The 23,333-nt window shown below is 72.0% G+C and carries 19 protein-coding genes; 8 read left to right on the top strand and 11 right to left on the bottom strand.

Annotated elements, in window-relative coordinates:
* Positions 1–4: 4 nt before the first annotated feature.
* Positions 5–2,011 carry a sigma-70 family RNA polymerase sigma factor gene (locus ACQEU1_RS05695; RefSeq protein WP_433196950.1) on the bottom strand — a complete coding sequence of 669 codons (2,007 nt, stop codon included), beginning with the start codon at positions 2,009–2,011 and terminating at the stop codon, positions 5–7.
* A 67-nt stretch (positions 2,012–2,078) separates the two neighbouring features.
* Positions 2,079–2,693, bottom strand: coding sequence for a methyltransferase domain-containing protein (locus ACQEU1_RS05690; RefSeq protein ID WP_433196948.1), 615 nt, complete (start codon positions 2,691–2,693; stop codon positions 2,079–2,081).
* Positions 2,694–2,751: 58 nt separating this feature from the next.
* Here ACQEU1_RS05690 and ACQEU1_RS05685 point away from each other — a divergent pair, with 58 nt between their 5' ends.
* Both ACQEU1_RS05685 and ACQEU1_RS05680 read left to right on the top strand, forming a co-directional pair.
* The gene (locus ACQEU1_RS05685) at positions 2,752–3,906 is read left to right on the top strand and encodes a glycosyltransferase (protein WP_433196946.1); all 1,155 of its coding nucleotides are present in this window, start codon (positions 2,752–2,754) and stop codon (positions 3,904–3,906) included.
* Positions 3,907–3,994: 88 nt separating this feature from the next.
* Positions 3,995–6,979, top strand: a complete 2,985-nt coding sequence (locus tag ACQEU1_RS05680; RefSeq protein ID WP_433196944.1) for an MGH1-like glycoside hydrolase domain-containing protein — start codon at positions 3,995–3,997, stop codon at positions 6,977–6,979.
* Here ACQEU1_RS05680 and ACQEU1_RS05675 read toward each other — a convergent pair.
* The 3 genes from ACQEU1_RS05675 to ACQEU1_RS05665 are packed head-to-tail and all read right to left on the bottom strand — an operon-like array spanning position 6,976 to position 9,628.
* Complete coding sequence (locus ACQEU1_RS05675) at positions 6,976–7,581, bottom strand: TetR/AcrR family transcriptional regulator (protein WP_433196942.1); 606 nt, start codon at positions 7,579–7,581, stop codon at positions 6,976–6,978. The two genes, ACQEU1_RS05680 and ACQEU1_RS05675, sit on opposite strands and share 4 nt — an antisense overlap.
* Before the next feature lie 28 nt (positions 7,582–7,609).
* A complete protein-coding gene (locus tag ACQEU1_RS05670; RefSeq protein ID WP_433196940.1) occupies positions 7,610–8,461 on the bottom strand; it encodes an alpha/beta hydrolase in 852 nt (283 codons plus the stop codon).
* A gap of 57 nt (positions 8,462–8,518) precedes the next feature.
* On the bottom strand, positions 8,519–9,628 hold the full coding sequence (locus ACQEU1_RS05665; RefSeq protein WP_433196938.1) for a hypothetical protein: 1,110 nt from the start codon (positions 9,626–9,628) through the stop codon (positions 8,519–8,521).
* Between the two features lie 47 nt (positions 9,629–9,675).
* On the opposite strand from ACQEU1_RS05665, the gene ACQEU1_RS05660 reads away from it, so the two are divergent.
* From ACQEU1_RS05660 to ACQEU1_RS05645, 4 genes are all read left to right on the top strand, one after another.
* A complete protein-coding gene (locus tag ACQEU1_RS05660; RefSeq protein ID WP_433196936.1) occupies positions 9,676–10,557 on the top strand; it encodes a pentapeptide repeat-containing protein in 882 nt (293 codons plus the stop codon).
* A 196-nt stretch (positions 10,558–10,753) separates the two neighbouring features.
* Complete coding sequence (locus ACQEU1_RS05655; RefSeq protein ID WP_433196934.1) at positions 10,754–11,974, top strand: NAD(P)/FAD-dependent oxidoreductase; 1,221 nt, start codon at positions 10,754–10,756, stop codon at positions 11,972–11,974.
* A gap of 19 nt (positions 11,975–11,993) precedes the next feature.
* Positions 11,994–12,404 carry a hypothetical protein gene (locus ACQEU1_RS05650; RefSeq protein WP_433196932.1) on the top strand — a complete coding sequence of 137 codons (411 nt, stop codon included), beginning with the start codon at positions 11,994–11,996 and terminating at the stop codon, positions 12,402–12,404.
* A 125-nt stretch (positions 12,405–12,529) separates the two neighbouring features.
* Positions 12,530–13,258 (top strand): hypothetical protein, encoded by a 729-nt coding sequence (locus tag ACQEU1_RS05645; RefSeq protein ID WP_433196930.1) that lies wholly within the window; start codon positions 12,530–12,532, stop codon positions 13,256–13,258.
* Position 13,259: 1 nt separating this feature from the next.
* Here the strand turns inward: ACQEU1_RS05645 and ACQEU1_RS05640 are convergent, their stop codons facing one another.
* The gene (locus tag ACQEU1_RS05640; protein WP_433196928.1) at positions 13,260–14,606 is read right to left on the bottom strand and encodes a PLP-dependent aminotransferase family protein; all 1,347 of its coding nucleotides are present in this window, start codon (positions 14,604–14,606) and stop codon (positions 13,260–13,262) included.
* Between the two features lie 89 nt (positions 14,607–14,695).
* Here ACQEU1_RS05640 and ACQEU1_RS05635 point away from each other — a divergent pair, with 89 nt between their 5' ends.
* A complete protein-coding gene (locus tag ACQEU1_RS05635) occupies positions 14,696–15,538 on the top strand; it encodes an NAD-dependent epimerase/dehydratase family protein (RefSeq protein WP_433196926.1) in 843 nt (280 codons plus the stop codon).
* Here the strand turns inward: ACQEU1_RS05635 and ACQEU1_RS05630 are convergent.
* Genes ACQEU1_RS05630 through ACQEU1_RS05620 form a run of 3 tightly spaced genes read right to left on the bottom strand, consistent with a single transcriptional unit; the run spans position 15,530 to position 18,423 of the window.
* Positions 15,530–16,378, bottom strand: coding sequence for an RNA polymerase sigma-70 factor (locus tag ACQEU1_RS05630; RefSeq protein ID WP_433196924.1), 849 nt, complete (start codon positions 16,376–16,378; stop codon positions 15,530–15,532). The two genes, ACQEU1_RS05635 and ACQEU1_RS05630, sit on opposite strands and share 9 nt — an antisense overlap.
* On the bottom strand, positions 16,375–17,523 hold the full coding sequence (locus ACQEU1_RS05625; protein WP_433196922.1) for a PucR family transcriptional regulator: 1,149 nt from the start codon (positions 17,521–17,523) through the stop codon (positions 16,375–16,377). Before ACQEU1_RS05625 ends, ACQEU1_RS05630 begins: the two co-directional genes overlap by 4 nt.
* A gap of 45 nt (positions 17,524–17,568) precedes the next feature.
* A complete protein-coding gene (locus ACQEU1_RS05620; RefSeq protein WP_433196920.1) occupies positions 17,569–18,423 on the bottom strand; it encodes a LysR family transcriptional regulator in 855 nt (284 codons plus the stop codon).
* Positions 18,424–18,530: 107 nt separating this feature from the next.
* On the opposite strand from ACQEU1_RS05620, the gene ACQEU1_RS05615 reads away from it, so the two are divergent.
* A complete protein-coding gene (locus ACQEU1_RS05615) occupies positions 18,531–19,424 on the top strand; it encodes an NADP-dependent oxidoreductase (RefSeq protein ID WP_433196918.1) in 894 nt (297 codons plus the stop codon).
* Here the strand turns inward: ACQEU1_RS05615 and ACQEU1_RS05610 are convergent.
* Together ACQEU1_RS05610 and ACQEU1_RS05605 are read right to left on the bottom strand one after the other, a co-directional pair.
* Positions 19,384–21,486, bottom strand: a complete 2,103-nt coding sequence (locus ACQEU1_RS05610; protein ID WP_433196916.1) for a heavy metal translocating P-type ATPase — start codon at positions 21,484–21,486, stop codon at positions 19,384–19,386. The two genes, ACQEU1_RS05615 and ACQEU1_RS05610, sit on opposite strands and share 41 nt — an antisense overlap.
* On the bottom strand, positions 21,483–23,330 hold the full coding sequence (locus ACQEU1_RS05605; protein ID WP_433196914.1) for a cytochrome c oxidase assembly protein: 1,848 nt from the start codon (positions 23,328–23,330) through the stop codon (positions 21,483–21,485). The genes ACQEU1_RS05610 and ACQEU1_RS05605 overlap by 4 nt, the downstream gene beginning before the upstream one ends.
* Between the last annotated feature and the right edge of the window lie 3 nt (positions 23,331–23,333).

The following is a 23,333-nucleotide window of genomic DNA, read 5'->3' as shown; positions in this document are numbered from 1 at the left end:
CCGGTCAGCCCGCGGCGCGGTATGCCTCACCCGCCTGGTTGGGCGTACCGCCCGCCTTGTAGAGGCCGGTGCCGGGCTTGTTCTCGTCGGGCAACGCGAACCACGCGTACCGCTCGACGTAGGGCAGGCCCTCCATCATCGCGCTGGAGTTCTTCGCGAACGCCGCGAGCTGCTCCTGCGTGGGGAAGCGCGCCGCACCACCGGAGAAGTCGATGAGCGCGTACTCGGTGAGCCAGATCGGCTTGCCGTACCGGGCGTGCACGGCCGACAGGTAGTTCTTCAGGTGCCCGACGGCGGCGTCGCTGAAGTCCGAGCCGTACCAGTGCACCGCGATGAAGTCGACGCGCAACCCCCGCTGCGCCGCCCCGGTCATGAACCGGTCGAGCCACCCGCCGGCCTTGTCACCGCTGTGCGCCACGGCGGGACTGCCCAGCCGCAGCCCGGTCGCCTGGAGCTTCGGCCACAGGTCGAGTGCCTGTTCGGGCGTCATGTTGGCCTGCTCGGGGAAGTCCGGCTCGTTGAACCCGAGCAGCACCTTGCCGTTCGCCTTCGCCTTGGCGAGCGTCGCGTCGTCGGTGAACTTGGTGCCCCAGATCATCGGCACGAACTCGACGTTCGGTGGCGTCGCGATGCCGTCGGGCGTCGCGGCCCAGTTGTAGTACCAGCCGGCGCGGACGTCCGTGAGCGCCTTGCCGACACCGTCGAACTTCCAGGTGCTCACGCCCTTCTTCACCGACTTCGTCACGGGGACGGCGGGCGGCGCGGGCTGGACCGTGGTGGTGGGCGGAGTGGACGACGGAACCGACGACGGCGCGGACGACGACGGGGCGCTGGTGGTCGTCGTGGTGGTCGGGGTGGTGGTGGCGACGGGGATGGCGCGGGCGACCGGTTCCTCGCCGGAGGGGATCACGGCCACCGCGACGCCCAGGGCCAGGACGGCGGCCGCTGCGGCGGCGACGGGCTTGACCAGGGCGCCCTTGAGGAGGAGGGAGAACTTGCCGCCGGTGGCGGAGGTGGAGGCCGGCGAGGTGGCGCCGACGTGGCTCACACCGGTGAGGGTGGAGGGGTCGGCCCCGCCGAAGTGGGTCGTGCTGCCGAGGGTGGAGGGGTCGGCCCCGCCGAGGTGACTCACGCCGGTCACCGCGGACGGGTCGGCCGCGCCACCGGCGTGGCTCATCCCGGCCACCGCGGTCGGGTCGGCCGTTCCCCACACCTGGCCCGCGGCCCCCGCGAACAGCGACGGGTCGAGCGTGAACGGCAGCGGCACGAGCGGCAGCCGTGCCAGCAGCCCCTCCACGGAGGCGAGGTCGTGCCCGCAGCGCTCACACCGGACGCACTCCCGGCTGTGCCGCGCGATCCGCTTGCGCCACAACGCGCTCGGCTCGCCGTCCCACTCCGCCACCATGTCGGCGAGGTCCGGACAACGCGGTGTGCGTTCCAACGCGCGCACGACGATCCGTGCGGCGTCGAGCTGTGCCTTCACGCGTTGGACGCGCACGGCCGTGTGCTGCGGAGTGAGGTCCAGCGCCGTGGCGACCTCGGTGCGAGTAAGCCGGCCAGCGGCTTCCAGCCACCACAGGGACAGCAGTTCGCGTTCGTCCTCGCTGAGCCAGCGGGTGGCCGCCACGACCTCGCGGCGCTGGCCGGACAGCTGCAGGCGCATGATCGTGAGGTCGACGAAGTCGGCGCCGGGGTCGGCGACGTCGTGCGGCACCTCGCCGGCGATCGGGGCGCGCTGGCGTTCGCGGTGGCGCAGGCGGATCTGGTTCATCGCGATCACGACGAGCCACGAGCGGAAGCCTGCCGGGTCGCGCAACGACGGGAGGCCGTGCACCGCGCGCAGCATGGTCTCCTGGACCACGTCGTCGGTGTCGGCGTGGCCCCCGAGGGCGTGGCCCACGATGTTGTAGACGAGGGGCAGGTACCCGCTCACCAGCTCGTCCAACGCGCGCTGGTCGCCGTCGAGCGCGGCGATCACCGTCGCGACGACGGGTTCCTCCGGTGCTGCCATGCCCACCTCACTTGCCGGTCCTCTGGTCCGACCAGGAGATGTCCAGGGCGCGCGGCGATAACAGAAACTACTTCGGCTTCACCGCGACCAGTCGCTCGACCACGCCGAGCTTGAAGCGGTCGTGCCGTTCCACGGCCAGGCCGTGGCCTTCCACCAGCGGAAACGGGCGTCGGAGGAAGTGTTCGCCCGCCATCGGCACGGTGATCCGCTCCAGCAGCCACTGCACGCCACGCGCGAGCCGGGACGTGCTGGCGACGTGGTCGAGCAGGATCAGCCGACCGCCCGGCCGCAGCACCCTGACCATCTCGGCCAGCGCGGCGGTGTGGTCGGGGATCGCGCACAGTCCGAGCGTGCACACCACCGCGTCGAACGAGGCGTCGGCGAACGGCAGGGCGTGCGCGGTGCCCTGCCGCAACGTCACGGCCCGTCCCAGGTCGGCGGCCCGCCCCCGCGCCAGCTCCAGCATCCCGTCGCTCAGGTCGAGGCCCGTGACCACGGCGTCGGCGGGGTAGTGCGGCAGGTTGAGGCCGGTGCCGACGGCGACCTCCAGCACCTCGCCGTGCGCCTGCGAGCACGCCCACGCCCGTGAGTCGCCGAAGACCTTGCGGTCCAGGACGCCGATCTCCTGGTCGTAGGTGGCGGACTTGCGGTCCCAGTAGTTCTGCCAGCGCGGCCGGTCCATGCCGCCCAGCGAAGCATCCCGCCTCGACTGGCGCGAGCAACTCCGCTAGATCTGTGCGGTGCGCGTTGTCGTGGTCTCCGGAGGCGATCCCGGTCATGTGGTGCCGGCGATCGCGTTGTGCCTGAAGTTCGCCGCCGCCGGCGACACCCCGTTCCTGCTCACCGGTGACCGCTGGGTCGACGCGGCCCGCGCGGAGGGCATCACGGCGTCGAACGTCCCCGGCCTCTCGCTCGCCGACCTGAAGGACGTGCCGGACCTCGGGCTCGCCCTGTGCGACCAGGCCGCCGACCTCGCCACGGCGCTCGCACCGCAGCTCGCCGTGCTCGGGCCGGACCTGGTCGTGTGCGACGTCCTGGCGCTGGGCGCGAGCATGGCCGCGGAACTCGTCGGGGTGCCGTGGGCGCAGCTCTCCCCGCACCCGCTGTACGAACCGTCGAAGTGGCTGCCGCCGATGGGCAGCGGGCTGGAGGCGGGAACAGGTGTGCGCGGCCGGCTGCGGGACGCGGTGCTGCGCGCGCTGACGGCCAGGTCGCTGCGCCAGGGCGAACGCCAGCGGGCCGTCGTCCGGCAGCGCATCGGCCTCGGCGCGAAGGAGACCGGCCGGATCGCCCGGCTGATCGCGACGCTCCCGGCCCTGGAGGTGCCACGCCCGGACTGGCCGCGCGACGCGCACGTCGTCGGCCCGCTGCTGTGGGAGGCGAGCCGGGACGTGCTGACCCCGCCGCCGGGTGACGAGCCACTGGTTATGGTGGCGCCGTCGACCGCCTGGACCGGCGCGCAGGGCATGGCCGAGATGGCGCTGGAGGCCTTGGAGGGACTCCAAGTACGAACGGTGATCTCGACGTTCGCCCAGCTCGACGACCTGCCGGACTGGGCGCGGTCGGGGCCGGGCAAGCAGGACGAGCTGTTGCGTCAGTCGGCGGTCCTGGTGTGCGGCGGCGGGCACGGAATGCTGGTCAAGGCGTTGCGGGCCGCCGTGCCCGTCGTGGTCGTGCCCGGCGGCGGTGACCAGTGGGAGATGGCCTGCCGGGTGGCCAGGCAGGGGAGCGGGCTGATCGTCCGGCCGTCCACGGTGGACGGACTGCGGGACGCCGTGACGCGCGTGCTGGACGACCCCGAGTTCGCGGCTGCAGCGGCACGGGCGGCGGCGACGGTGAGTGATGTTCGTGATCCTGTGGAGGTATGTCGGACTGCGTTGACTCTTGCGCGTTGAGAGCGCTCCCACTTCAATGAGGGCCATGCGCGTGTCAATGACGATGCTCGTGGTGGCGGCGTTATCCATTTCGACGGTAGGGCCCGCGGTGGGAGAGCAAGACCGCGCGGCAACGGGGCTCGGCCACGCGGAGGCGGGGCGGAGTCGCGCGGCGGCGGCTCCCGACCTGTACCCGCCGGTCGGCGCGGGCACCAGCTTCCTCAACCACTCCGACCTGCTCGGCAACGTCCCCGAACCGGCCTGGTACGAGGCCAACATCCCGTTCGTGGACCTGCCCGATCGCGAAATCCGCGACACCTACTACTACCGCTGGCGCACGTACAAAGAGGCGCTGAAGTACACCGGCCCGAAAGACGGCTGGATCGTCTCGGAGTTCCTCGGCCCGGTCGGCTACTCGGCACCGAACGGCGGCATCGTCGCGGCGGCGGGCCACCACGTCTACGAGGGTCGCTGGCTGCGCGACCACCGCTACCTCGACGACTACGTCGACTACTGGCTGCGCGGAGCAGGGGCCGGGCCGAAGCCCGCCACCGACTTCCTCAACAAGAACACCACCGACTGGGCCCACCAGTACTCGTTCTGGGCCGCCGACGCCGTGGCCGCGCGGGCCGCCGTCGACGGCAGGGCGCGGTTCGCCACGGACCGGCTGCCGGAGCTGACCCGGCAGTGGCAGCGCTGGCAGCCGCAGTTCGACCAGAACCTGGGTCTCTACTGGCAGACGCCCGTGTGGGACGCCATGGAGTACACGGTCAGCTCCTACCAGAGCCCCGACCCGTACCACGGCGGCGACGGGTTCCGGCCCACCCTCAACGCCTACCAGTACGGCGACGCCAAGGCGATCGCTCAGCTGTTCCGGGCACGCGGTGATACCACGAGTGCACGCCAGTACGACCAGGCCGCCGAAGCGCTCAGGACCAACCAGGAACGCTGGCTCTGGGACGACGCCGGCAAGTTCTACAAGCACGTCATGCGCGATGACAACCCCGGCCGCACGAAGCTCGCCGACCGCGAGGAGATCGGCTTCGTGCCGTGGTACTTCCACATGCCACCGGCGGCGAACAGCGCGGCGTGGGCGCAGCTCACCGACCCGCAGGGGTTCGCGGCGCCGTACGGGCCGACGACCGCCGAGCGGCGCAGCCCGTGGTTCATGAAGGACGCGCTCAACGGCTGCTGCCGCTGGAACGGGCCCAGCTGGCCGTTCGCGACCAGCCAGACGCTGACCGCGCTCGCGAACCTGCTGATCGACTACCCGAGCCAGCCCTACGTCGACCGCGACGACTTCGTCTCGGTGCTGCGCGGGTACGCGCTGACCCAGCGCAAGGACGGCGCGCCGTACGTCGCCGAGGCGCACCACCCGGACGAGAACCGGTGGATCTACGACGGCAAGGGCCACAGCGAGGACTACAACCACTCGACGTTCAACGACAACGTCCTGTCCGGCCTGCTCGGCGTCCGTCCGCAGCTCGACAACTCGCTGCAGATCTCGCCGCTGGTCCCGGACTCGTGGAGCCACTTCGCCGTCGAGAACCTGCCGTACCACGGCCGCAACCTCACGGTCCTGTGGGACAGGGACGGCTCGAAGTACGGCCAGGGCGCGGGCCTCAAGGTCTGGCTCGACGGCAGGCTGACGCACTCCCAGCAGAACCTGGCGACCGTCCGGCTCACCATCCCGGCCCGCACCGCCGCGGACACCCCGGAGCTGGTCGACGACTTCGCGAACGTCAGCCGCACCGGGTTCCCGACGGCCCGCGCGTCCTACAGCTACAGCGCCGACCCGCCCACCAAGGCGATCGACGGCCAGGACTTCCACCTCGACGTGCCCGGCACCCGCTGGACGTCGTACGGCAGCCCGAACGCCGCCGACTGGCTGGAGGTCGACCTCGGCGCCCCCACCCAGATCTCCGACCTGCGCGTGGTCTTCTACGACGACGGCGGGGGAGTGCGCGTGCCGACGACGTTCGACCTGCAGCACTGGGACGGATCAGGGTGGCGTGACGTGCCCGGCCAACGCAGAACCCCGGCGCAACCGGTGGCACGTCAGGTGAACCGGGTCCTGGTGGAACCCGCGCTGACCACCAGCCGGGTGCGCGTCCTGCCGCGCCGTGCGGACGGGGGAGCGGTCGGGATCACGTCGATCTCGTCCTGGCGCGCGCCGGTCGCCGGCCTCAGTGCGTCGGTTCCCGACGATCTCGCGCTCCGGTCCGGCGCGGTCGAGACCACGACGACTTTGCAGGCGCAGCAACCGTTGCGCGGTGTCCGGGCGACGCTCGCGGTCCCGCCGGCGTGGACCGCCACCGCGCTCACCCCGGCCACCGCCGCGGTGCTGAACCCCGGCCGCGGCCTCGTCACGAGGTGGCGGATCACCGCACCGGCCACGAAACTCGGTGACCGCGCGCCGATCCGGTTGCTGGCAACGGCTTCCGGCAGCACCGGCGCCACGTCGGCGGTGACGTCCGCCCAGGCCGTCTTCGATCCCGCCGACTACGCCTCCGTGGCCTGGGACGACACCTTCGACGCGGACCGGCTGGGCTCGTACCGCGTGGACGGCCCGTTCGGTGAGCCGGCACCGGGTCTGAGAGTCGCGAACGGCGTGCTGACGGCGAGCGCGGGAGCCAGGGCGGGCGCGGTGCTCGCGGCGCCCGTGGCCGGCAGCGCCAAGGGCACGGCGGTCGTCGTGGAGCCCAGGTCGTTCGCGGGCTCGGCGCCGGAGGACAGCCTGTTCCTCGGCCAGACCAACGGCAACCGCGACTTCGCGCTGGCCTGGTTCAACAACGCGGGCAAAGCGTCCGGTGTGGACGTCACGGTCGGCGGCACCAGGCGGGGCGACGAGGCCACCGGCGGTTGCTGCGCCACCCTGACCTGGGCGTCCGGTGACAAGCTCGCCGTCGTGATCGAGAACGGTCAGCTCACCAGCTGGCAGCAGCACGCGAACCGCTGGACGTTGCTCAGGTCGGCGCCCATCGGTACGGCGGTCGGCCAGGACGTGGTCGCGGGCTGGGCACCGGGCCTCGGCCTGCGCCTGGACGCGGGCGCGCTCACGATCGACCGCTTCACCGTCCGCACGAAGAGCTAGGCGCAGACGCGCTCGACCAGGACCCGCCAGCTGGTGACCAGGTTCTCCACCACGGCGGCCAGGTCGGGCGCGTCGTCGTGCGACTGCAGGTAGAGCAGGATCGGCCCCTCCAGCGCCGCTACCAGCTGCAACGCCAGGGTGCCGCTCAGCGCGTCGTCCGGGCGGGCCTCGGCCAGCAGCATCTGCACGTGGAAGAGCGACGGGCTCTCGGCGGCGGGCACGGGCTGGCCGGGGTCGATCGACGCGCGGGCCAAGACCATGTGCCGCACCAGGAACTCGAGCCGCGCCCGCCCGAACGCGACGAGCCGGTCCGACGCCGGCGCTCCCGGCCCGAGCGGGGGTGGCCCGCTCATGACCTCGCGCTGGAACCGGGTCTCCTCCTCGTCCAGCACCGCGTGGAAGATGCCCGCCCGCGTGCGGAACCGGCGGAACACCGTGCCCTTGCCGAGCCCTGCGCGTTCGGCGAGACCGTCCATCGTGACCTTGTCGGCGCCGAGCTCGGCCACCATCTCCCGCGCGACCTCGATGAGGTGCGCGCGGTTGCGTGCGGCGTCGGCCCGTTCTTCCCGGGGCCTGCCCAGCGGCAGCGCGACAGGTTCCACGTCCCGCACGCTACCCGGTGATCACCGGTCAGCGCCGGAAGGCGGAGTCCACGAAGTCGCGGGTCAGCCTCTGCAGCTTCTCGGGATCGTCCTCGCGCAGCATGTCCGTGCCGTGGCGGCCGCCCGGGATGATCTCCAGGTGCTTGTCGGCCGACCCTGCCGCCTCGTACAGGCGACGGGTGTGGGTGATCATGTTGCCGCTGTAGTCGTCGGGGGACACCGCGAAGAACGACGGTGCGGTGATCTTCCTGACCGCTGCCTCGCCGTCCAGTCCCGCGCACTGGGCCGGCGACGACAGGATCAGCAACCCGGTGAGCTTCGGCTCGTCCGCCGCCGTGACCGCGCTGGCCGTTCCGCCGCAGGACGCGCCGCCGAGCAGCACCCGGTCCGCGCCGAACGAGTGCAGCGCTGCCAGTGCCGCGCGCGTGTCCCGGTCGATGTTGTCGTTGTCCTCTGACTTCTCCGACGCGCCGTGGTTGCGGTACTCCAGCAGCACGACGTGGTACCCGGCCGCCGCGAGTTCCTGGCCGAACGCGAGCCACGAGCACATGTAGTAGCCCTGCTCGTGCGACAGCAGGACACCGCGGTCACCGCTGCCGAGCTCCACACCGGACAGTCGCACACCGTCCGAAGTGGTCAGTGTGAAGACGTTGGGGTCCAGGCTTTCCGGGACGCAGACGTTGACCTGGTGCCCGGCCGCGGTCTTGCGGGTCCGCTCGGGCACGGACGGGGCGTAGTCGACGGCGGGCGGGTACGGGAGCTTCGTCGTCGTGGTGGTCGTCGGTGTGCTCTGGGGCGTGCTGGTCGTCGCCGCGGTACCGGCACCGCACGAGGTCAACGTGAGGACGAGAAGCGCGGCAAGGGCGGTGCGGGCGGTCATGCTCCGCATGCTGCCAACCGGTTGTGAGGAAGTTGTCAGCACGCCGTGCGGGCGCGGTCAGCGGCGCAGCAACGCGTACGCCTGGGTGACCTGGTCGCTCACGAGCCGCAGGTCGTCGGGTCCGTACTGGCGGCTCACGAGGATCAGCCGCTCGTAGGTCCTGATGGCGTTGGTGGCGAGTCGTTCGACGGTCGCGGCCTCGCTCCTGCCGTGGTGGCAGGCGAGCATCCAGGCGAGCTGCGACCGCGCGTTGGCGGCGTTGCCGATCAGCTCCTCGAACTCCCGCACGGACTCGGGGTGCTCCCGCCGGAACCGCTGGACCGTCGCCTCGACCCGGGACGGATCGCCGTGCGTCGGGTCGAGGTCGGTGTAGAGGAACTCGGCGGCGCGCGCGGACTCCACGGCCTGCGGCCCGTTGCCGATGTTGTTGTGCAGCGCGGCCGCGTCGTAGTGCAGGCGTGCGATCGCGGGCTGGTTCGCGACTCTGGCGACGGGGTCGTGGCTCGCCTGGCGTTCGAGCTGGTCGAGTGCGCGTTGGTTCGCCTTGAGCTGCGGGCTGGTCCTGGGCCTGCCTGCCGGACGGGGACGTGCCTGCGTACCGAGGGGTGGTTTCCTCAGGTGTGCCTCGGCCGCCGCCTGCTGGGCGGCGATCCTGTCCACGTCGGCCTGCGTCGTGTCGTCGCCGTGCTCGCGCAGCTGCTCGTACGTGTCCAGGGGTGCGTCGTCGCGTGCCTTGCCCTCGTACTTCGCGAGCAGCCGAGCGAGCCTGGCGGCCGCGTCGGCGGCGTTGCGGATCAGGATCTCGGCGGCGATCCCGTCCGCTCGCATCTCGCGCAGCTGGCGGGCGACCGCGGCGGGGTCACCGGTCGTCGGGTCGAACGCCGCGTACGTCCGCACGGCGCTCTGGGCGGCGGCCACGGCCTCGTCACCGCGGCCGAGCGCGTCGAGGACCGTCGCCCGGTTGTACTGAACCCCCGCGAGCTGGAATCGGTGGAACGCCTCGCCGGGCTCGCGTTCGGTGAGCTCGGTGATCGTCTTCTCCAGCAGTTCGCTGTGCCGCAACGCTTCTGCCAGGTCGTTCGCCCGGACCGCCGCCTCGAACCGCTGGTGCTCGGTGGTCGCTTTCGCGCGGAGCCTCGCGACCGTCCGTCCCCCGAAGATCCCCATCACTCCACCGTGACAGCCCGGCTGCGGTCTGTCACTACTGTGCTCGTATGACGAGTGCCAGGGGAGTCGCCCTCAGCAACCGGGCCATCGCGCTCATCGGCGTCGGCCTGCTCGCGGTCGGGGCGACGTTCACCGTCCTGCTGCTGTGGCAGTTCGGCGACGACCGGCCGGTCACCAAGGCCCGCCTGGAGGCCATCAAGGTCGCCGGCACCATCGTCGTGGCGGCAGGCGGACTGGTCGCCCTGTGGCTCGCCGCCCGCAAGCAGCGCTCGACGGAGCTGGAACTCGGCCGCCAGCTCGCCGCCGACGCGGCCAACCAGCTGGACGCCGCCGAACGCCGCGTCACCGAGCTGTACACGAAGTCCGCGGACCAGCTCGGCAGCGACAAGGCGCCGGTGCGGCTGGCCGGGCTGTACGCGCTCGAACGCGTCGGCATCGGCGCGCCGGACCAGCGGGCCACGATCGTGAACGTCATCTGCGCCTACCTGCGCATGCCGCACACCCCGCCCGACCCCGGCCAGGACGCCGAGGTGTTCGAACGCCGCCAGCAGGAGGTCCAGGTGCGGCTGACGGCGCAGCGCATCCTGAACCGCCACCTGTCGACGTTGATCGACGCGAGCGGCACCAACGAGCACCGCTGGCAGCGCGTGCACGTCGACCTGACGAACGCCGACCTGCGCGGCGCCGACTTCGCGCAGTGCGACCTCACCGACGCGGACTTCAGCGGCGCCGACCTGCGCGGCGCACGGCTGACGTCCGCGACCCTCGCCCACGCGAAGTTCTTCCGGGCCGACCTTCGCGACGCCGACCTGCGCAACGCTCACGCGCTGCGAGCCAACTTCTTCATGGCCGACCTCAGCGGCGCGAACCTGTCCGGTGCGATGCTGACGGGTGCCTTCCTCGATGGCGCCGTGATCGACCCCGACTAGCGGGCTGCTCCGCGGGATCAGCTCGGCCGCGAGGTTTTGTGCTCCCGGCGCAAGCGGTGATGGTCGCCGGCCGGGTTCACTGCCGGGTGTGCATCGGTTCCCTCGGCGGCCGGACTCCTGAACCTTGACACTCAATGTCCAGGTTCCCTACCTTCGCCCTGACAGCACCGGTTCGTGACGACGGAGGAGAACCTGGATGTCCAGTATCCTGATCGTGGGCGGCGGTTTCGCCGGCGTCTGGAGCGCGGCCAGTGCCGCCAAGCTCCGCGGGGAGCGCGGACTGTCCGAAGAGGACCTGCGCGTGACCCTGATCAGCGCGGGCGACGACATGGTGATCAGGCCCCGGCTCTACGAGGCGAGCCCGGACCGCATGCGCGTGCCGCTCGACCGCGTCCTCGGCCCGATCGGGGTGCGGCGGCTCTCCGGCACCGTCACCGGCATCGACACCGGTGCCCGCACCGTCACGGCGGTCCGGCGCGACGGCACCACCGGCGAGATCTCGTACGACAGGCTGGTGCTGGCCTCGGGCAGCCAGGTCGTGCGCCCCGCGCTGCCCGGCGCGGAACACCTCTTCGACATCGACACGATGACCGGCGCGGCCACCCTCGAAGCCCATCTGCACCGGCTGCCCGAGCGCCACGGAGACGGCCGCTTCACCGCCGTGGTCGTCGGCGCGGGCTTCACCGGCCTGGAGATCGCGACGGAACTCGTCGGCCGCCTGCGCGACCTCGCCCCGGCCGAGCAGGTCAGGGTCGTTCTGGTGGAACGGCAGGACGAGGTCGGCCCGGAACTGGGCCCCGGCCCGCGCCCGGCGATCGAGAAGGCGCTCGCGAAGCTCTCCGTCGAGGTCCGCCTGGGCGTCAGCGTCGCCGAGGTGACGCGCGACAGCGTGCTGCTGTCGGACGGCACCGAGATCGCCGCGCACACCGTCGTGTGGACGGCGGGCATGACCGCGAGCCCGCTCACGGCGTTCGTCCCCGCACCAAAAGACCACCTCGGCCGCCTCGACGTGGACGAGTACCTGCGCGTGCGCGGCGTACCGGACGTCTACGCGGCGGGCGACACGGCGGCGGCACTCTCCCCGGCCGAGGGCCGCGTGGTCATGCAGAGCTGCCAACACGCGTTGCCGCAAGGCAAGTTCGCGGGACACAACGTCGCCGCGGACCTGCTCGACGAGGACCTGGTCCGCTTCGAACCGGCCTCCTACGTGACGTGCCTGGCGCTAGGCCCGGCCGGCGCGGTCGTGACGTCGGGCTGGGACCGCGAGGTGCAGATGACCGAGCACGTCGCCAAAGACCTCAAGCAGACCATCAACCAGCAGTGGATCTACCCGCCCGTCGACGACCCGCAGGCACTGCTGCGCCAGGCGGGCCCGCAGGCGGGATGGCCGGAGTACCGGCACCCTGAAGCCCAGTAACAGCAACGAAGGACCGCCCGTGAAACTCCTGCTCGACCGGATCAGCCTCGCCTTCATCGCGCTCACGTCGGCGTACGTGGGGTTCTTCGCGTACTTCGCCCCGAGAACGTGGTTCGACACGTTCCCCGGCCTCGGCCTGCGCTGGCTGCCCCAGCTCGGCCCGTACAACGAGCACTTCGCCAAGGACGTCGGCGCGGCGTACCTCGCGTTCACCGCGCTGAGCCTCATGGCGTTGCTGTACGCCAAGAAGCACGCGGTCGTGCCGCTCGCGGGCGCACCGCTGCTGGTGTTCAACACGCTGCACTTCATCTACCACCTGACGATGCTGCACATGTACGAGCCGCGCGACCAGGTGCTCAACGTCGTGCTGCTGAGCCTGCTGGTGGTGCTGTCGGTGATCCTGGTGATCCCGGACCGCACACGGCGCTGACCCTTTTGCAAAATGCAAACGGCGAATTTCTGCGCCATTTGTCGATTCGGTTACGAATGCACCACTTCGCCTGGATCGCGCCTACCGTTCTTCTTGGGTCGGGGCTGATCCAGGGGAGTGGCCTCATGTCGCCCACAGCAGCCGACCTCCAGCCCGCACACCAAGAAGTCTTGGCGCAGTGGCGCGCAATCCTCACCCAGGCCCAGAGCCTGTCGTTCTTCGACCGCATGGTCGTCGCGAGGACAGTGAAAGCACGGGCAGCGGGACTGGCCGGTGCCGAGGGAATGATCGCCGGTTCCGAGTCGCTGTCTGGCCAGGCTCAGGCCGTGGCGTCGGCGGCTGCTGACCGGGATCCCAGTCCGGCATTCCAGCGATGGGCTCCGGGGATCACGCTGCTGGCCGGCATCCTCGGCTGGTTCTCCAACGAGAAGATCGTGCCGATGGCGAAAGAGATCGCGGCATGGGCGGAACAGGCGGGGGCGTTGTTGGGGGCTGGTGTCGCGGGCGTTTTCCTGGTCGGTGTGCCGGGATACGTGATCATGTTGCTGTTCCGGGGTGTGGGCATGGCGTTGCTGTCTGTTTTCCAGGGGAACTCGGCGCCGAGTGCGTCCGAGAAGCTGCTCGGGCAGGCGGCGCCGGCCGAGCAGAGGGTGTTCGGGCTGCTCGGCGAACGCGTGCCCGGCGCCCAGATGCTCACCGGCTCGATGTTCGTCTGGATCGCGGTGACCGCCGTCATCGTGGTGTGGGTGCTGGGCTCGTTCGTGGTGGCGTTCTTCATCGGCATTTCGGACGGCTCGCCAGGCCCGGTTCCGCCGTTGCCCACCACGTTCAGGCTCCCGCTCCCGACCACCTGACTCAGGCCAGCACTCGGGTCAGGGCGGCCAGGGCGGCCGGCCACCCGCTGCGGGACGGCGTCGCGAACCCCACGACGACGGCGTCCCGCTCCGCCGCTGCCGAAGGATGCCGGAACCAGTCGAGCCCCAGCACGGCGAGCCGCTGCGCCGCCGCCTCCCTCACCGCCACGGCCTCGGTGCCGCGGGGGAGCTCGACCAGCGCGTGCAGGCCGGCGGCGATTCCGCGCACCCGGCCGGCCAGTGCGGACGTCAGGTCGTCGCGGCGCCTGCGGTACTGGACCCGCATGGCGCGCACGTGCCGGTCGTAGGCGCCGGAGTCGAGGAGTTCGGCGAGCACCAGCTGGTCGAGTGCGCTTGTCTGGGACACGCCGCCCAACGCTCGCGCGACGTCGTCGGCGATGGCGTCCGGCAGCACCATCCAGCCCAGGCGCAGGCCCGGTGCGATGGTCTTGCTGGCCGTGCCGAGGTAGATGACGTGGTCGGGGCTGAGGCCCTGCAGCGCTCCCACCGGTTTGCGGTCGTAGCGGAACTCGCCGTCGTAGTCGTCCTCGACGATCAGCCCGCCGGTCCGCCTTGCCCACTCGACGGCCGCCGCTCGTCTGGCCGGGTGCAGCGGCGCTCCGGTCGGGAACTGGTGGGCCGGTGTCAGCAGCACCGCGCCCACGCCGGGCAGGCGGCCGATCTCGGCGCCTTCGGTGTCCACCGGCACGGGCACCGTGCGCAGGCCGGCCGTGGTGAAGCGGTCGCGCAGCATCGGCATGCCGTAGCTCTCCACGGCGATCCGCTGGACGTGGCGGGCGCGCAGAGTCTGGGCCAGCAACGCCATTCCGTGCGACGCGCCCGAGCAGACCAGGATGCGGCTCGGGTCGGCGTAGACGCCGCGGGCGCGGGCCAGGTAGTCGGCTAGGGCTCGGCGGAGCTCGATCCGGCCGAACGGCGAGGAGTACGTGAACACCTCGTGCGGGGCCCGGTCCAGGGCGCGTCGGGTGGCCCGGGACCAGTCGGCCCTCGGGAACGACGACGTGTCCGGACGGCCCGGTCGCAGGTCGTGCAGCGGCTGGACCTCCGCCGGTGGCAGAGCACGCGGGGTGGTGCGCGGTGGGGTGCGGCTCGCCACCAGGGTGCCCGCGCCGGGACGTGCGGTCAGCCAGCCCTCGTCGACCAGCGAGCCGTAGGCGGCGACGACGGTGTTGCGGGCCAGGCCCAGGTCGGCGGCGAGGGTGCGGCTCGACGGCAGTTTGCTGCCGGGCGCCAGACGTCCGGTGCGCACCGCCTCGCGCAGGGCCTCGGTCAGGCCCGCCAGCACGCGCGGTCCCCGGACTTCCAGATGCAGATCGACGCCGTTCATGACGTGAGGACCGAGCGGGCGACCCGATTCGTGACAACGCGACTGTCACGAAACCCAACGCCTGCGCGGTCTACAGCCACGTGGAACAGATGCGAGTGTTCGCGGCAGGCGCGTCCGGCGTGATCGGCAGGCGCGTGACCAGGTCGTTGGTGGAGCAGGGGCACGAGGTCGTCGCCCTGACCCGCGGCGAGGACGAGGCGGCGAAGTTGCGCGCGATGGGCGCGAAGGCGGTGCTGGGTGACGTGTTCGACGCGGACCACCTCGCCGAACTCGTGTGCGCCGCCAAGCCGGACGTGCTCGTGCACCAGCTGACGGACCTGCGCGGCGGTGACCGGACGGCGAACTCCCGCGTGCGCACGGCCGGCACGCGCAACCTGGTCGACGCGGGACGGGCCGCGGGCGTGCGGCGGATCGTCGCGCAGAGCATCGCGTGGGCCTACGAACCAGGCGACGGGCCGGCCGCCGAGCACGTGCCACTGGACCTGACGGCGGAAGGGGAGCGGCACGACACGGTCGCGGGCATCGCGGCGCTGGAGTCCGCGGTGCGGGACCTGCCGGAGTGGGTCGTGCTGCGGTACGGCCTGCTCTACGGCCCGGACACCTGGTACGCGCCCGGCGGGCCGATGGTCGCCGCCGCGCTCGGCGGGCGCCTGCCGGCCACCGCCGACGTGACGAGCTTCGTGCACGTCGACGACGCGGCGAACGCGGCGGTGGCGGCGCTGGCGTGGCCGTCCGGACCGGTGAACGTGTGCGACGACGAACCGGCGGCGGGCCGCGACTGGCTGCCGGTGTTCTGCGCACGGGCGGGTGCGCCCGCACCGTCCACACCGGACGTTCCGCGCACGCCGTGGGCCCGTGGCGCGGACAACGGGCTCGCCCGTGCGCTGGGGTGGAGGTCGCGGCGGTGGCGGGAGAGCCTCGGGTCAGCGTGACAGGCCGGCGAGCTTGTCCGGGTTGACGACCATCATCACCCGCTCGATGCCCGCCGCGGTCGCGTGGATCGCCGCGAGCGAGACGGGACGGCCGTCCCGGCTGACGAGCACCGCCGGACGGCCGTTCACCTCGACCAGCACGGCCTCCGTGCCGCCGTGGAACTTCCGGACCACGCCGGCGAGGAACCGGGCCACCCGGCCGCGTCCCCGCACCGGAACCCGCGCCGCCCGGACGAGCCCACCGCCGTCGGAGCACGAGACCGCGTTGTCCGCCAACAGGTTCTCCAGCGCCGCGACGTCACCGGAGCGGGCCGCGTCCAGGAACGCCCGCAGCAGCCGCCGGTGCTCGGCCGCGTCGACCGGCCGGCGGCGTTCGTCGTGCACCCGGTCGCGGGCGCGTTTGGCGAGCTGCCGCGCGTGCGGTTCCGAGGTCTCCAGGACCTCGGCGATCTGCCGGAACGGGTAGGCGAACGCCTCGCGCAGGACGTACGCGGCCCGTTCCTTCGGGGTGAGCCGTTCCATCAGCACCAGCACGGCGAGGTCGAGCGCCTCTGCCCGTTCGGCGCCGAGCGCGGGATCGTCCTCGGTGCTCACCGGCTCCGGCAGCCACGGCCCCACGTAGACCTCGCGGCGCGCCCTCGCCGACGTGGCCGCGTTGATCGCGAGCCTGGTCGCGGTCGTCGCGAGGAACGCGCCGGGGTTGGTGATCGACGCCGGATCGGTGCGGTCGAACCGCAGCCAGGTGTCCTGCACGACGTCCTCGGCGTCGGCCACGCTGCCGAGCACGCGGTAGGCGATGCCGAACAACCGCGGCCGCGCCCGGTCGAACTCGGTGGTCACCCCAGCACCGCCGGTCCCAGTTCGTCGGCCAGGTGCAACGCCACGTGCAGCCGCAGCCGGCCGGTCCTGATCGGCCTGGCGAGGAGCTGCTCCGCCTTGCGCACCCGGTACAGCACGGTGTTCTTGGCGACGTGCAGGTCGGCCGCCGCGGCCGAGAGCCCCCGGTCGTGGTCCAGGTAGACCTTGAGGGTGTGCCGCAGGTCCGCGTTCGCCGCCAGCGGTCCGAGCTCGTGGCGGACGAACTCCGCGGCGGCGTCCAGGTTCTCGGCGGCGAGGGCGCTGAGCGCGAGGTCCTCGTAGGCGTGCGGACCAGGCCGCTGGGTGAGCCGGGCCAGCTCCCGCGCCCTGACGGCCTGCCGGTGGCTGGAGCGGAACCCGGCGACGCCCTCGGCCGGCAGTCCGGTGGCGACGTGCACGCCCGGTGTGCAGGGGAGTTCCGCCCGCACAGGCGTGGTGCGCGACCCCCACGCCCACAGCTCCGAGGGCCTGGCGGCCACCAGCAACCGGGCCGTGCAGCCGGCCGCGACGAGCGCGTTGACGGCCGCCGTCTCCAGGTCCCGCGCCGAGTGCCCGTCGGCCCAGACGACGAGCGCGAGGTGGTGACGGGTCAGGTCGTAGCCCAGCCGGTCCGCGCCGTGGCCGCCGTTCAGCACCGACTCGACCAGCTCACGCCGCGCGAACGCCGCGCTGCGCAGCCAGCGCTCCCGTTCCGCGGCGAACTGCGCGATCAACGTGGTCGACAGCTGGTCCAGGCCGCTGAACAGGTCGGACATCAACTGGTGCGCCTGCGGTGCGGTCGCGCGCGACGCGAGCTCGCGGGCGACGACGGCGTAGGTGCGTTGCACGGCCTGGACGATCGTCTCGACGGCCACCCCGCGGGCGACCGCCGTCCTCGTGGCGAGATCGGCCTCGACGGTGAGCCGCTCGCTGACCACCTCGCCCGTCCGCACCGCCAGCAACGCGCTGAGCACCACCGCCTCGGCGACGCGGGCGTCGTCGAACTCGTCCGCGCGCAACGCCACACCCCACTGGACGAGGTCGTCACCGATGACGCCCGCCACCTCTTCGAGCAACTCGGGCCTGCCGGCGGGCTCGGTCGCCGTGTGCGGGCGCACCTCGTCCAGCCACGATCGATCTGCGGTCATCACCTCGAACCCTAGGGTCCGCGCGGCCCGGTCCTTGGGCCGCTTTCACGCGGATTTCGTGGGCCATTGCGCACTGCCGGGGCGCATCCCGTGCTCCTCAGCGACCGCGAGCGTCGCCCTGACCAGCGCGGCCACCGCCCGGCTGCGGGACCGTTCCGCCCAGCCGATCACCAGCGCGGCCGGCGGGCAGTCCTCGATCGGCACGTACCGCACGGCCGGGCGCGGGTACTTCGCCGCCACCGAAGCCGGCAGCACGGTGATCGTCACGCCAAGACCGATCAACGCCAGCAGCTGCGCGAGGTCGTGCACACCTTGGGCACCGATGTCGCGCTCGGCCCGTTCGCCGAGGTCGCCGGTGAGGTCGAGGTCCGCCAGCCGCACGGCTTGCGCGCCGGCGAGCGGGTGGGTCGCGGGCAACGCCGCCACGCGTGGTTCCTCGGCGACCACGTCCACGTCGATGCCCTCGGGGTCGTACGGCTCGAACATCAGGGCCGCGTCGACCTCACCGGTGCGCAGCAGGTGGGTGTGTTCGCGCCAGCCGCACAGGCGGACGGTGACCGGTTCGGGGCAGGCCCGCAGGATCGGTTCGAGCAGGCCGCCGTCGGTGTCGGCCTTCACCGCCAGCACCAGGCCCGCGCGGGTGGCCCGGCTCGCGCGGAGGGCGGCGGCGTCCAGGGCTTCGAGGGCAGGGCGGGCGTGGGTGAGCAGCACATCGCCCGCCTCGGTGAGGTCGACGACGCGGGTGGAGCGGGCGAACAGGGAGACGCCCAGTTCGTGCTCCAGCGCCTGGATGGCGCGGGAGAGCGCCGGGCCGGCGATGCCGAGGCGGGTGGCGGCACGGGTGAAGGAACGTTCCTCGGCGACCGCCACGAAGTACCGCAGGGGACGAGACTCCACCATGGACACCAGCTTATTGCCTCATCGGCATCGGCATTGTTGCCTGGGAGGTAATAGTCGCTGCCGAGCCGGTCGTTCTCTTCCGGCCCGAGCGGCCGCAGGCTGGGAGCATGCGAGCGATCACCATCAACGGCTTCGGGGACGTCCCGCGGCTCACCGACCAGCCCGTTCCCGAGCCCGGCGCGGGCGTGATCCAGGTGGCCGTCGAGGCGGCGGCCACCAACCCGCTCGACCTGGCCATCGCGTCCGGGTCCCTGAAGGCCATCGGGGAGTACAGGTTCCCGCTCACCCTCGGCATGGACGGCGCCGGTGTCGTCACGGCGGTCGGCGAGGGCGTGACGGAGTTCCGGGTCGGGCAACGGGTGTTCGGCCAGTTCTGGGGCAGGCCGCTGCGGTCGGGGACGTTCGCCGAGGTGGCGGTGGTCGAGGCAACACCGGCGTTCGGTGCGCTGACCACCATCCCGGACGGGGTGCCGAGCCACGTCGCCGCCGCGCTGCCGACGTCGGGCATGACGGCCCTGGGCGCGCTAGAACACCTGCGCATCCCCGACGGCGGCACGCTGCTCGTCATCGGCGGGCCGGGCGGCGTCGGCTCGTTCGCCCTCCAACTCGCGCGAGCGGCCGGGCACGAGGTCGTCGCCACCGCCTCGAACGCCGACCAGCTGCACGACATGGACGTCGAGGTGGTCCTGCGCGGCACAGAACCCCTGGACGACGTCGTCCGCCGGACCAGCCCCGACGCCGTGCTCGACACCGTCGGCGATCGGGAGGTCATGCGCCGGGTGAAGGCCGCGCTGAAGGACGGCGCAACGGTCCTGTCGACGGCGTTCGGCCTCGACGACCCCGCGCTCGACTACCGGCTCGACCGCAAGCCCGAGCGGCTCGAAGCGGTGAGTGGGCTCCAGCCCCTGGTCGGGCTGGAGGTACCGCTCGAAGACGCTCCCCGCGTGCTGACCGGCGAGCTCAGGAGTCCGCGCGGGAAGACGGTGTTGCGCGTGGCGTGACCGACCGGAGCCGCAGGCTGTTGGCCACCACCAGCACCGACGACAACGACATGGCCGCGCCCGCGATCAGCGGGTTCAGCAGTCCGGCGGCGGCCAGGGGGATCGCGGCGGCGTTGTAGCCGAACGCCCACCAGAGGTTGCCGCGGATCGTCGTCAGCGTCCGGTTGGCCAGGACGATCGCGTCCGGCACGGCGTCGAGGTCGTCGCGCACCAGGATCACGTCGGCGGCGTGCGCGGCGACCTCGCTGCCCCGCGCCATCGCCATCCCGAGGTGTGCGGCGGCGAGTGCCGGGCCGTCGTTCACCCCGTCCCCGACCATCGCGACGTGGTGCCCGGCGGCCCGCAGCCGTTCCAGCGCCGCGACCTTCTCGGCAGGGCGGACACCGGCGAGCACCTCCTGAACGCCGATCTCGCTGGCCACGACCGCAGCGGCGGCAGAGCTGTCGCCGGTGAGCAGAACCGTCCGCAAACCCATGGCGTGCAGACGTTCCACGGCAGCGCGAGCGGACGGCCGGACGGTGTCGCGCACCGCGATCCCGCCGATCACCACCCCGTTCCGCGCGACCAGCACCCCGGTCTCGGCTCCAAGCGAGTCGTGCCAGGCCAGGACGTCCGCCGGAACGTCCGAAGAAGACATGAGCCGCACCGACCCGACGACGACCTCGGAGCCCTCGACCACACCGCGCGCACCGGCACCCACGAGCGCCTCGAAGTCGCTGACAGGCGGGGGATCGGTGACCGCCGCGGCGATCGCGACGCCGATGGGGTGTTCGGAAGCGGACTCGACGGCGGCCGCCCAGCGCAACACGTTCGCACCGAACGTGCCCACGACGGTCATCTGCCCGGTCGTCACCGTGCCGGTCTTGTCCAGCACCACGGTGTCGACCGCCCGCGACGCCTCCAGCGCGTCCGGCCCCTTCACCAGGATCCCGAGCTGGGCGGCCCGCGCGACGCCCACCATCAACGCGGTCGGCGTCGCCAGCCCGAGAGCGCACGGGCACGCGATGATCAGCACCGACACGGCCGCCCGGAACGCCTCCAGCGCCGAACCCCCGAACACCAGCCAGCCGCCCAGGGTCAGCACCGACAACCCCAGCACCACCGGCACGAACACCGCGCACACCCGGTCCACCAGCCGTTGCACGCGCGCCTTGCGTTCGGCGGCCTGCTGCGCCAACGCCCGCATCTGCGCCAGCTGCGTATGAGCGCCAACGGCCGTGGCGCGCACGACCAGCCGTCCGGTGTGGTTGACCGTCCCGCCGACGACCTCAGCACCCGCCGCGACCTCGACCGGCACCGGTTCGCCGGTCATCGACGACATGTCGATCGCCGAGAACCCGTCCTCCACCACACCGTCGGCCGGCACCGCCTCACCGGGCTTGACCACCAGCAGGTCCCCGGCCCGCACCTCGGCCGCCGGCACCAGCACCTCGGAGCCGTCCCGGAGCACCCGCGCCTCCTTGGCCGCGAGCCCCGCGAGAGCGCTCAGCAACCCGGCGGCCGTCCGTCGGGAGCGCACCTCGAAGTACCGCCCGGCCAGCAGGAACGTTGTCACACCTGCCGCAACGTCGAGGTAGCCGACATCGAGCGTCCACACCGCCCACCCGAACGACGACAACACCCCGAGCGAGACCAGAGTGTCCATGCTGGACGATCCGTGCCGCAGATTCCGTGCCGCGGCACGGTGAAACGGCCACGCCGAATAGGCCACCACCGGCAGGCTGAGCAGCACGCACAGCAACTCCCAGCCGGGAAACCGCAACGCGGACGCGAACGTCAGCGCCAGCGTCAGGTTCCCGAGCGGGACGGCGAGCACGGCCGCCACCACGAGCCGCCGCCGCAACGCGCCGACCACGTCGGCGTGCGACCCGGTCGTGGAGGCGTCGTACCCGGCCGCCCGCACGACCTGCACCGCGTCCGCTTCCGGCAGCCCGTGCACGATCGCGCGTTCGGTGGCGTAGTTGACGGTCGCGCGCACGCCGTCGAGCTTGTTGAGCTTGCGTTCGATGCGGGTCGCGCAGGCGGCACAGGTCATGCCGGACACGGCCAGTTCCACGGTCATGCGGAGGTCTTCCGTTCGGAGAGTTCGGCGAGCATCGCGTTGTAGGCGGAGAGCCGGTCGTCGGTGGCGTGGTCGAACCGCCTGGCCTCGTGCCGGTCGGCGACGGCCCACTGGCGCATCAGGGCGAGCACGACGACGAGCATCGGGATCTCCCCGGTGGCCCAGGCGATCCCGCCGCCGAGCCGTTGGTCGGTCAGCAGGTCCGGCACCCACACGAGATCCAGCGACCGGTAGAAGTTCGAGGCGATCACGGTCTGCTTGTTCATCAGGATCACGCCGAAGAACGCGTGGAAGGGCATGACGGAGAACAACAACCCGAGCTTCGCCAGGTGCGGCAACGACCGGGGCGCCGGATCCACCCCGATCACCAGCCAGAAGAACACGTACCCGGTCAGCACGAAGTGCACGTTCATCAGCTGGTGCGCCCAGTGCAGCGGCATCGCCGCGCCGAACAGCCCGGAGAAGTACAGCAGGTAGAACGAGCCGACGAAGGTGATCGCGGCGACCGCCGGATGCGCCGCGAACCGCGCCACCCGGCAGTGCACCAACGCCTTGATCCACACGCGCGGACCCGGTGGCAACACCCGCAACGCCAACGTGATCGGCCCGCCGAGCACCAGCAGCACCGGCCCGAGCATGTTCAACGCCATGTGCGCCACCATGTGCACGCTGAACGTGCCCGCCGCGTACCGGCCGACGCCCGACGACGTCACGACCAGCAGCACGGCACACCCCAGCAACCACGCGACCGTCCGCCCGACCGGCCAGCCCCGCACCCGCCGCGCCGCCACGACGTACAACACCGCGAGCACGAGAGCACCGAGCCCGACCACGAGGTCCAGCCGCCAGCCCAGCACGATCTCGGTGAACGACGGCGGGGCCGGAAGTTCGTACCCGATCAGGGTTTCCTGCGACGACGGCCGCACACCGCTCCACGCGGGCGGCACGAGATGAGCCAGTCCGGTCGAGGCACCCAACGCCAGCCCGACAGCGACGAGTTCGACGCCAAGAGGCCGCCGCGCACCCCAGCGCGCCCGGACCAGCGGAATCACCGCGCACACGGCGACCTTGAGCAGCATCAGGACCACGTAGCCGCTGTGCAGGTCGGGCCCCGCGAGGATCACCCCGACGACCGACCCGCTCAGCACCAGCACACCGATGCACCAGTTGCTCAGCACGCGGTACCGGCGCAGCAGGACCTCGTCGCCGACACGCCGCCGCACCGCTACCAGAGCGCCGATCCACACAGCAGCAGCCGGAATGTGCCACACCATGGCGTTCGTGGCTACGTCGTGCCACGCCCCGTTCGCCACGTGCCCGGTGATCACCGGCGCGAGCACCCCGACCAGCGCGGGCAGCACCCACAACACCGACGTCGTCCACGTCAACGTCGCCCGCGCACCGACGGCGACGATGCCCGCCGCGACGAACGTGACCAGCCACGCCTTGGGTTCCTCGGTCGCCCCGACGAGTCCCGGTAAGTGCTGCACCACAACGGAAAGCGGCTGACCGGTGGCGTCCGCAGTGGACAGCACGACCGCGAAGCCGGACGAGATCACCCAGGTCAACGCGGCATTCGCGGCCGTGCGCACGGCCGCGTAGGCAGGAGCGGTCAGCTGAGCACGCCGAGGTGGCGCCGGCACCACGAAGGCCCCGAACACCAACGCGCCGACCGTCACCGTCCCCGCCGCGTTCGCCAGCGTTCTGACCAGCCCGAACGCCAGCGAGGTCAGCCGTCCGGGATCGCTGTCCCCGAGCAACGCGTGCACGTCACCGGCCCACCACACCACGGCCACGACGCAGGAAACCGAGATGGCCGTCGCGAGCACGACGGCCTTGTCCACCCT

The organism is Lentzea sp. CA-135723 (genome assembly GCF_050936595.1).
GTDB lineage: Bacteria > Actinomycetota > Actinomycetes > Mycobacteriales > Pseudonocardiaceae > Lentzea.
The sequence above is the reverse complement of the archived record's forward strand: the minus strand, read 5'-3'. Positions and strand labels throughout refer to the sequence as shown.

Excerpts from the sequence above, each read along its gene's own strand:
- ACQEU1_RS05655 (WP_433196934.1), top strand. The coding sequence starts at position 10,754 with ATGTCCAGTATCCTGATCGTGGGCGGCGGTTTCGCCGGCGTCTGGAGC.
- ACQEU1_RS05690 (WP_433196948.1), bottom strand. The coding sequence starts at position 2,693 with ATGGACCGGCCGCGCTGGCAGAACTACTGGGACCGCAAGTCCGCCACC.
- ACQEU1_RS05640 (WP_433196928.1), bottom strand. The coding sequence starts at position 14,606 with ATGAACGGCGTCGATCTGCATCTGGAAGTCCGGGGACCGCGCGTGCTG.
- ACQEU1_RS05615 (WP_433196918.1), top strand. The coding sequence starts at position 18,531 with ATGCGAGCGATCACCATCAACGGCTTCGGGGACGTCCCGCGGCTCACC.
- ACQEU1_RS05610 (WP_433196916.1), bottom strand. The coding sequence starts at position 21,486 with ATGACCGTGGAACTGGCCGTGTCCGGCATGACCTGTGCCGCCTGCGCG.
- ACQEU1_RS05645 (WP_433196930.1), top strand. The coding sequence starts at position 12,530 with ATGTCGCCCACAGCAGCCGACCTCCAGCCCGCACACCAAGAAGTCTTG.
- ACQEU1_RS05695 (WP_433196950.1), bottom strand. The coding sequence starts at position 2,011 with ATGGCAGCACCGGAGGAACCCGTCGTCGCGACGGTGATCGCCGCGCTC.
- ACQEU1_RS05665 (WP_433196938.1), bottom strand. The coding sequence starts at position 9,628 with ATGGGGATCTTCGGGGGACGGACGGTCGCGAGGCTCCGCGCGAAAGCG.
- ACQEU1_RS05670 (WP_433196940.1), bottom strand. The coding sequence starts at position 8,461 with ATGACCGCCCGCACCGCCCTTGCCGCGCTTCTCGTCCTCACGTTGACC.
- ACQEU1_RS05620 (WP_433196920.1), bottom strand. The coding sequence starts at position 18,423 with ATGGTGGAGTCTCGTCCCCTGCGGTACTTCGTGGCGGTCGCCGAGGAA.
- ACQEU1_RS05660 (WP_433196936.1), top strand. The coding sequence starts at position 9,676 with ATGACGAGTGCCAGGGGAGTCGCCCTCAGCAACCGGGCCATCGCGCTC.
- ACQEU1_RS05635 (WP_433196926.1), top strand. The coding sequence starts at position 14,696 with ATGCGAGTGTTCGCGGCAGGCGCGTCCGGCGTGATCGGCAGGCGCGTG.
- ACQEU1_RS05625 (WP_433196922.1), bottom strand. The coding sequence starts at position 17,523 with ATGACCGCAGATCGATCGTGGCTGGACGAGGTGCGCCCGCACACGGCG.